This is a genomic window from Caballeronia sp. (assembly GCF_028292365.1).
Classification (GTDB): Bacteria; Pseudomonadota; Gammaproteobacteria; order Burkholderiales; family Burkholderiaceae; genus Caballeronia.
Genome location: NZ_JAQGMM010000312.1, coordinates 1 through 8,700 on the forward strand (window position 1 = coordinate 1; position 8,700 = coordinate 8,700).

General features: G+C 60.4%; 10 protein-coding genes and 1 pseudogene. 7 read left to right on the top strand and 4 right to left on the bottom strand.

Translation table 11 applies throughout. From position 1 onward, the window contains the following. From JWR14_RS19310 to nagZ, 7 genes and pseudogenes are all read left to right on the top strand, one after another. Positions 1–311, top strand: a pseudogene (locus JWR14_RS19310) (hypothetical protein); the annotation flags it as partial. Continuing rightward, positions 304–537 (top strand): hypothetical protein, encoded by a 234-nt coding sequence (locus JWR14_RS19315; protein ID WP_299709916.1) that lies wholly within the window; start codon positions 304–306, stop codon positions 535–537. The pseudogene JWR14_RS19310 and the gene JWR14_RS19315, both read left to right, overlap by 8 nt. A gap of 106 nt (positions 538–643) precedes the next feature. After that, a complete protein-coding gene (gene era / locus JWR14_RS19320; RefSeq protein ID WP_299709933.1) occupies positions 644–1,543 on the top strand; it encodes a GTPase Era in 900 nt (299 codons plus the stop codon). Next, positions 1,530–2,450: a DNA repair protein RecO gene (gene recO / locus JWR14_RS19325; protein ID WP_299709918.1), complete on the top strand. Its 921-nt coding sequence runs from the start codon at positions 1,530–1,532 to the stop codon at positions 2,448–2,450. The genes era and recO overlap by 14 nt, the downstream gene beginning before the upstream one ends. Continuing rightward, the gene (pdxJ, locus tag JWR14_RS19330) at positions 2,447–3,223 is read left to right on the top strand and encodes a pyridoxine 5'-phosphate synthase (RefSeq protein ID WP_299709920.1); all 777 of its coding nucleotides are present in this window, start codon (positions 2,447–2,449) and stop codon (positions 3,221–3,223) included. Before recO ends, pdxJ begins: the two co-directional genes overlap by 4 nt. A 57-nt stretch (positions 3,224–3,280) precedes the next feature. Then, on the top strand, positions 3,281–3,748 hold the full coding sequence (gene acpS / locus JWR14_RS19335; RefSeq protein WP_299709922.1) for a holo-ACP synthase: 468 nt from the start codon (positions 3,281–3,283) through the stop codon (positions 3,746–3,748). A 60-nt stretch (positions 3,749–3,808) separates the two neighbouring features. Beyond that, the gene (gene nagZ, locus JWR14_RS19340) at positions 3,809–4,813 is read left to right on the top strand and encodes a beta-N-acetylhexosaminidase (protein WP_299709924.1); all 1,005 of its coding nucleotides are present in this window, start codon (positions 3,809–3,811) and stop codon (positions 4,811–4,813) included. A 95-nt stretch (positions 4,814–4,908) separates the two neighbouring features. Here nagZ and JWR14_RS19345 read toward each other — a convergent pair whose 3' ends face one another. From JWR14_RS19345 to earP, 4 genes are all read right to left on the bottom strand, one after another. Continuing rightward, positions 4,909–6,291: a sigma-54 dependent transcriptional regulator gene (locus JWR14_RS19345; protein ID WP_299709926.1), complete on the bottom strand. Its 1,383-nt coding sequence runs from the start codon at positions 6,289–6,291 to the stop codon at positions 4,909–4,911. Between the two features lie 227 nt (positions 6,292–6,518). After that, positions 6,519–6,854, bottom strand: coding sequence for a BON domain-containing protein (locus JWR14_RS19350; protein ID WP_299709928.1), 336 nt, complete (start codon positions 6,852–6,854; stop codon positions 6,519–6,521). A 279-nt stretch (positions 6,855–7,133) separates the two neighbouring features. After that, positions 7,134–7,691: an elongation factor P gene (efp, locus tag JWR14_RS19355; RefSeq protein WP_062089336.1), complete on the bottom strand. Its 558-nt coding sequence runs from the start codon at positions 7,689–7,691 to the stop codon at positions 7,134–7,136. A 250-nt stretch (positions 7,692–7,941) separates the two neighbouring features. Continuing rightward, positions 7,942–8,700: elongation factor P maturation arginine rhamnosyltransferase EarP (gene earP / locus JWR14_RS19360; RefSeq protein WP_299709931.1), on the bottom strand; the 759-nt coding region annotated here is incomplete at its 5' end.

Consider the following 8,700-nt stretch of genomic DNA (forward strand, 5'->3'; position numbering starts at 1 on the left):
ACGATCCCGAGCGTCCAGCCACGGCGCCATTCGCGGTGATTCGCGCATCGCATGTGGAACCATCGGCAGGTGCATTCGCCAGCGCGGAGAAAACCGAGCGGGCGACGATTCATCGGGCGGAGAAGACAGAAAAGGCCGAGAAAGCGGCGGCCGAAGTGCCGGCGGCGACAAACGAGGGCGTGGACAAGCCATCGGCCACGCATGTCGAAGCCGCAGTGGATATCGCTATGAATAACCCGGTGGAAAAAAGCGTCGCAAAGGCAGATAGTGCAGGTGAAAAGGCGGTCGCAACAGGCCGACAAGGTGTCTGACAAGCAAGCTGAGAAGCAAGCCGACAAGCCTGCCGCGAAGAATACCGAAACGTCACCTGGTGAGAAATCCGCAGTTCCCGCCCGGCAGCGTGAGGACGTGCCCGCCGCGCATTCTGCTTCTGCAACGGCCTCGAAGGGCGCAGAGAGCGTTGAAGCAAAGGTCGAAGCGCACCTGGAAGAAAGCGCCGATGAAACCGTCGTACGCGCCGCCGATGCCGGCCATTGACGTGGACTTCCAGGCTCATCACTAAAGCTCGCACGCTACTGATCACAAGCATAATCCGGGCGCCACGCGTCCCCACGAATTCACCGAATCTGCAGCCCCACACATGATGAACGCTCCCACTCCTCCTGGTTTCCGCTGCGGCATGGTCGCGATCGTCGGTCGGCCGAACGTCGGCAAATCGACCTTGATGAACGCGCTCGTCGGGCAGAAAGTCAGCATCACGTCGCGTAAGGCGCAGACCACGCGCCATCGCATCACCGGTATTCATACGCTGGACGACGCGCAATACATTTTCGTCGATACCCCAGGTTTCCAGACCAAGCATAGCGGCGCGCTGAACCGTTCGCTGAACCGCGCGGTGACGTCGACACTGACGTCCGTCGATGCCATCCTGTTCGTGATCGAAGCGGGTCGTTTCGGTCCCGACGATCAGAGGGTTCTCGACCTGATTCCGAACGACACGCCTTGCTTGTTGATCGCCAACAAGCTTGATCACGTCAGCGATAAAGCAACGCTGTTCCCGTTCATGCAGAAAATGAGCGCGCTGCACGAGTTCAAGGAAATCGTGCCGATGACCGCGAAGCATGCCGACGACATCGCGCGCTTGATGACCGTCGTGAAGCCGTATCTGCCGGAAGGTTCGCCCATTTACGGCGAAGACGATCTCACCGATCGCAGCGAGCGGTTTCTCGCCGCTGAAATCCTGCGCGAGAAAGTGTTCCGCTGGACCGGCGACGAGCTGCCGTACACGAGCACGGTGCTCATCGATAAATGGGAAACCGAAGGGCGCCTGCGCCGCATTTTCGCGACGATCCTGGTCGAACGCGATACTCACAAGGCGATGATTATCGGCCAGAAGGGTGCGAAGCTGAAGCAGATCAGCACCGAAGCGCGGCTTGATATGGAAAGGCTGTTCGACGGTCCCGTGTATCTCGAGACCTTCATCAAGGTGAAGAGCGGCTGGGCGGATAACGAAGCAGGACTACGCGCCTATGGGTACGAATGACGCGTGGATGACCCAGTCCTCCGACGCAGAATCCGATCCGCTCGCCGACGATAACTTCAGCACCGGCGAGCCTTCCGCCACTGCGCCTAAAAGGCGCCGGACGGCGTCTGCGTCTGCTTCTGCAAAAGTCACTGCACCGAAAGAATCCAAAGAACCCAAAGCTCCGAGACCGCCGCGCGCTGCGCCGCGCTCGGACTTTCGTATTGCCGAGCAGCCGGCGTTCGTGCTGCACAGTTATCCGTATCGCGAGACCAGTCTCGTGCTCGACGTGTTTTCACGCGATCACGGCCGCGTCGCACTGGTCGCCAAGGGCGCCAAGCGTCCGCATTCCGCGTTGCGTGGCGTGCTGCAAACGTTCCAGCCGCTGGGGTTATCGTGGACGGGGAAGGGCGAAGTCCGCACCTTGACGCAAGCGGAATGGGTCGGCGGCATGTTGCCCCTCGCTGGCGACGCGTTGTTATGCGGCTTCTATGTCAACGAATTGCTCGTCAAGTTTTGCGCTCGCGAAGACGCGCATCCTGCGTTGTTCAATCACTACGTGTTGACGTTGTCGCGTCTCGCGCACGGCGAGCCCGCCTTGCATGCGCTGCGCTCGTTTGAACGAGTGCTGTTGCGCGAAACCGGTTACGCGATGGCGTTGAATAAAACCATCACGCGCCAGCCGGTTCTCGCCGATCAGAAATACGTCTTCGATCCCGAACGCGGTGTGCGCGATGCATCAGATGATGTACCGTCGCAATGGCCGGTGATCGCCGGGCAAACCCTTCTCGACATGGAGAAGGACGAATACAGCCGCCCGCAGACGGCCGCGCAAAGCAAGACGCTGATGCGCTTTCTGCTGAACGTGTATCTTGGCGGCACGCCGCTCGCCACCCGTCAAATCCTGATCGACCTGCAAAATCTATGAGCTTCTTTCTCTCGTCGCCCGCCAACGTGATCGATCTGGGCGTCAACATTGATCACGTCGCTACGCTGCGCAACGCGCGCGGCACGTCGTACCCCGATCCGATCCGCGCTGCGCTGCAAGCCGAAGAAGCGGGCGCGGACGCCATCACGTTGCATCTGCGGGAAGATCGCCGGCATATTGTCGATGCCGACGTTCACGCGTTGCGTCCGCTATTGAAAACGCGCATGAATCTTGAGTGCGCCGTAACGCAGGAAATGCTGGATATCGCGTGTGGCGTTCGTCCGCATGACGTGTGTCTCGTGCCGGAAAAGCGCCAGGAACTGACGACCGAAGGCGGGCTTGACGTCGCCGGGCAGTTCCAGGCCGTGAAAGCCGCATGTGAGCAACTGGCTCAAGCGGGTGCGCGGGTGTCGTTGTTTATCGACGCCGATGAAACGCAGATTCGCGCCGCCCATGAAGCCGGCGCACCGGTGATCGAGTTGCATACCGGTTCTTATGCAGAAGCCCACGACGAAGCCACCCGCCAGAAGGAGTTCGAGCGCGTGGCGCGCAGTGTCGATTTCGGCAATTCCCTGGGCTTGAAAGTGAACGCTGGTCACGGCCTGCATTACACGAATGTCCAGCCGATCGCGGCGCTGGAAGGCATTGTGGAATTGAATATCGGTCATGCGATCGTCGCGCACGCGATCTTCGCCGGCTGGGACAATGCGGTGCGCGAGATGAAGGCGATCATGGTGGCATCGCGCCTTGCCGCCACTGCATCGCCGCGATAAACGCTCAGCGGCCAACGATCAACGCTCAACAATAGCAACCTCAACCCGGGCCCAACGATGGCGATCTACGGAATAGGTACGGATCTCGTTCAGGTAAGCCGTGTGGCGGGTGTGATGGAGCGCACGAAGGGGCGCTTCGCCGAGAAGGTGCTCGGGGCGGACGAACTTCGTATTTACCACGCGCGTAAAGCGCGCTCTGAAGTCCGTGGTCTCGCCTTCCTCGCGACGCGTTTCTCCGCGAAAGAGGCGTTTTCGAAAGCAATCGGATTGGGCATGCACTGGCCGATGACATGGCGCGCGCTGCAAACGCTCAACGAGCCGAGTGGCAAGCCGAAGATTGTTGCGTCGGGAGAACTCGCCGACTGGATGGCGGTGCGCGGCATCACCGCACAGGTCACGATCACCGACGAACGCGATTACGCGGTGTCGTTTGTGATCGCGGAAACGGGTGCAAGTCCGGGTGCAAGTCCGGGCGTGAGTCCGCAAGCAAACCCAGAACCAAACCCAGCAACAAAAACCCCCTGACTTTTTAGCTCTCATTCAGCTCTCAATTTGAACTCGTTAAAACGCATTCCCGGACCGGTCATGCTCGACGTGGCCGGCACCACGCTCTCCGACGCCGACATTCGCCGTATCGACCATCCGATGACCGGCGGCATCATCCTCTTCGCACGGCATTTCCAGGATCGCGCGCAACTCGTCGCGTTGACCGACGCGATTCGCGCGGTTCGTGACGACATCCTGATTGCCGTCGATCACGAAGGGGGCCGTGTGCAGCGTTTTCGTACCGATGGCTTCACCGTCCTGCCCGCGCCGGGCAAGCTCGGCGAACTGTGGGACCGCGACGTGTTACTCGCGACAAAGACCGCGACCGCGTTCGGTTACGTGCTCGCGGCAGAGTTGCGGGCGTGCGGCGTCGACATGAGTTTTACGCCTGTGCTTGACCTGGACTACGGACACTCGAAGGTGATCGGCAATCGCGCTTTGCATCACGATCCGCGCGTGGTGACGATGCTCGCCAAGAGCTTGAACCACGGTCTTGCGCTCGCGGGCATGGCGAACTGCGGCAAGCATTTTCCGGGGCATGGGTTTGCATCGGCGGATTCGCATGTGGCCCTGCCTGTGGACGATCGCTCGCTCGAGGACATTCTCGCCGCCGATACCAAACCGTACGACTGGCTGGGCATGTCCCTCGCGTCGGTCATCCCGGCGCACGTGATTTATCGCCAGGTCGATGAGAAACCCGCGGGCTTTTCGCGAGTCTGGCTGCAGGACATCTTGCGCGGCAAGCTTGGTTTCAACGGCGCGATTTTCAGCGACGATCTTTCGATGGAAGCCGCCCGCGCCGGTGGAACGCTGACCGAAGCGGCGACGGCGGCGCTCACGGCAGGCTGCGACATGGTGCTGATCTGCAATCAGCCCGACGAAGCGGAGAAGGTGCTGGAGCGGCTGACGTTCGTGCCGACGAAGGCATCCCAGACCCGCTTGCGGCGGATGCGGCCACGAGGCCGTGCGTGGAAGTGGGGCAAGTTAATGGAGCAAGTGGAATATCAGCAGGCGCTGGCGCTGGTGAAAAGCGCGCTAGGCTGAAGCGTTCGCCAACGCAGGCGAGAGGAAACAAGCACAGTCGTAAAAAAAGCCGCTGGTTCGAAAGAACGAGCGGCTTGTTTCAATCAACGTCTCAATCATTCCAGCTTCATTCGCTGGAGCTTGTTGTAAAGCGTCTTCGGGCTGATCCCGAGCAGAGTGGCCGCGCGATGCCGCGTGCCGCCCACTGCCTCCAGCGTTGCACGAATCAGCATGTCTTCGACATCGGCGAGCGCCGTGCCCACCGTCACCTGTACGCTGCTGCCGTTGAGTCCGCGTCCGCCTGCACCGCCTTGCTCATCGGCACGCAAGGTTTCGATGACATCGCCGGATGCGTGATACGCACGGCGCACCCGCTCACGTAGTTCGCGCACATTGCCGGGCCATTCGGTCGCCAGGCACTCGCGAATGAAATCCGGGCTTACGCGTTTGGGCGCGCCGCTCGTGATGCCGCTCACGTGGTTCTCGCGATTCAGTTCATCGACGAAATGCTCGGCCAGCAGGGCGATGTCATCGCCCCGGTCCCGCAAGGGCGGCAAGGCGATCGACGACGCATTCAGGCGCAAGAACAAATCCTCGCGCAATTTGCCGTCGGCGACGGCGTCTTTCACCGGCGTACGCGTCGCGGCGAGCAGGCGAAAATCCGTCACAATCTTGTTGCTGCCGCCCACGCGCATGAAGGTCTGCGAATCAAGCGCGCGTAACAGCGCTTCTTGCTGCGCGATTGGCAATGCATCGATCTGATCGAGGAACAGCGTGCCGCCACCCGCTTGCTCAAGCAAGCCAGGTTCGCGGTTCTCCGCGCCGGCAAACGCACCGCGCTCGTGGCCGAACATCAGGCTTTCCATCGAACGATTGCTGGTTTCGTTGGCGGCCGCGCAATCGAACGAAACGAACGGACCTTTACGACGCCGGCTCATCTCATGCAGCGTGCGAGCGGCGACCTTCTTGCCGGTGCCGCTTTCGCCGCAGATCAATACAGCCGCTTCCGTGGGCGCGGTGTGTTCAATCAGATCGTAGACATGCTGGATCGCACCGCTGCGCCCAAGCAATCCACCGAAATAGCCGAGTTCGCGCAGCGTGGAGCGCAACGCCCGCACTTCTTCGGTCAACTCGTAAGGACGCGGAATACGGGCGAGCAAGCTGCGCAGGCGCGGAATGTTGACCGGCTTCAGCAGATAATCCCAGATCCCCTGCCGCAAGCCCTCGATAGCGCTCTCCACCGTCGCGTTACCCGTCATCACAATCACAGGCAGCGCGCCACCGGGCGGTTGCGCCGGCAGGTTGTGAAGCAACTCGAGACCGCTGCCGTCGGGCAGGTTCAGGTCGACCAGCACGACGTCCGGGATGAAACGCGTCAGGGCAGAGCGCGCTTCGGCGAGCGTGGTCGCGGTATCGACGGAAAAACCGTCGGCCGCGAGGATGGCAGACAAGCCGGAAAGGCTATTGGGATCGTCTTCGACAATCAAAGCGTGTGGCATGGCGGACACAACGTATTAAGTGGTCTGAAATTCGTTCCGTGCCGGTCGCCTTCAATGGCGAGATCCAGCGGGGGACGCCTCGATGCCGGGCTACGCCGGCGCGGACTGATGGTGGGACGCCGTCAAGGTGTCGGTTCCCGCCCAAGCTTCCAGCCCTCGCCCGACGTTGCGGGGTCTTTGTCCTGCACTTCCTGATGTTTCCTGCCCATCGGCGTGCTATAGGCGTGCTATTGCGGCTTCACGTTCAGCTCGTTCTTGACCGACTGCACGCCTTCCACGCCGCGCGCGACCGCCACCGCTTTTTGAATCTGATCCGGCGAATTCACAAAGCCCGACAGCAGCACTTCACTCCGATACGTCGTCACACTCACCGCCAGCGATTTCAGGCCCGGATCAGCGAGTAATGCCGCTTTCACCTTGGCGGTCAACGCGGAGTCGGCGGTGTACTCGCCAGCCGATTCATGCGTCGGTGTCGACGAGCATCCGGCAGTAATTGCGAGCACCGGTACGGCACATGAAACAGCAACAACAAGACGGGCGAGAGTGGTTTTTGTAATTGGCATGGTCGTGTATTGTTGGAAAATGCGACGCCGTCACAGCGCGGACACAACAAGCACAGCAGGTTTCATGCCATCTTCGCGATTACGAAAAATCAAGGTTTTAACAGTCAACATCCCATTCCATGCAGGGGTCACCCGGAATTTTCGGGAAACGTTCCGGTAAAGTTTGCCTGAATTGGCAATAATGTTCAGCAAAAAGAAAAAGCGCCCCGAAGGGCGCCTTTTTTAATTCTTTTTTGCATGGAGCGTACAGGCCGGCATGGCAGCCAGCCGGCCGAAGCCCTAAGCGCGGCTGCGATACTCGTTGGTACGCGTATCGATTTCGATCTTGTCGCCAATACCGCAGAACAGCGGCACCTGCAGTTCGAAACCAGTGGCGAGCTTGGCGGTCTTCAGGACCTTGCCCGACGACGTGTCACCCTTCACAGCCGGTTCCGTATAGATGATCTCGCGAACCAGCGTGGTCGGCAGTTCCACCGAGATGGCTTTCTCGTTGTAGAACACCACTTCGCACGGCATGCCATCTGCGAGGTAGTGCAGGGCGTCGCCCATCATGTCGGCTTCAACTTCGAACTGGTTGTAGTCGGCGTCCATGAACACGTACATGGGGTCGGCGAAGTACGAGTACGTCACTTCCTTGCGGTCGAGCTGGACGACGTCGAACTTGTCATCCGCCTTGTACACCGATTCCATGTTGCCGGTGGAAAGCAGGTTACGGAACTTCATCTTCACGACCGCGGAATTGCGGCCGGATTTGTTGTACTCGGCCTTCAGCACGACCATGGCATCGCTGCCGATCATCACGACGTTGCCGACGCGGAGTTCTTGTGCGGTCTTCATATTAAAAAACTGTCCTGTACGAAAATGTGAGCCTGATCGCTGCAGTGTCGACGGCCGGCTCGTGGCACGGTTGCTTGATTTAATCGAGATTGCATCGCAACCCTTGGAAAACCCTCGCAAACCCGGGCGCTGTAGCCGCCTCACTGACTATTCTTTGACTATTCATTGACTATTCCCACCGTGCTTATTCCACTGTGGAATTCGTCCGAAACTGATGGCAGTTCCGAACTGCAAGCCGTTGGATAACCGCTTATTTTAACTGAGTTTTCGCGAATTCCGCCAGATTTCCAGCCAGATCGCCAACGCTCGCCAGTTCCGTCGCCCAATCGGCGGCGCGCCGTTCCAGCAGCGCGCGGTTTGGCCAGAAATCGTCCCAGTCCGGGGTGCCCGCGCCGTTCCACGCGTGCCAGAAGCGTTCGAGCGAGGCTCGCGCCCCGTCCGGCAAGCTGTTCGCGTAGTGCGCGAGCGCCGCGTCGAGTTTCGGCAGGTGGGCGTCGTCGCCTTGCGGGTAGATATGCCAGACGAATGGCTTTTGCGCCCATTGCGCCCGCACGAACGAATCCTCGCCGCGTACGAAATTCACGTCAGCGGCCCAGAGCAGGGAATCGAAGAGCGGCTGTTCCACGAAACCTAGCGCGAAAGCCTTCAAGGACCCGCTTTCTGCTTTCGATCCGGCCAAAAAGTCCGGCAGGCCGAAAAACCGCGCGATCGCCCCGGAAATGCGCCCCTGCGGCACGAGCAGGGCGATGGGCGTGTCCGAGTCGCGCCATTGCTCCAGGAGGGAATCGATGGCGGGATTCTCATACGCGAACATCGAGATCACGGTCGTGCCGGACGGCGGCGCCGCAATGCCCAGACGAGAACGCCACCACGCGTCGCGCCGGAACGCCTCGCGCTCGGCGTCCAGCGCGCGCTCTTTCAGCACGCCGCCGGTGCCCGGTCCCAGGCCCGGAAAGAAAAATGTCTTGTCGAGCGCGTAGCGCGGATGCGGCGACGGCCGCAGATGAAA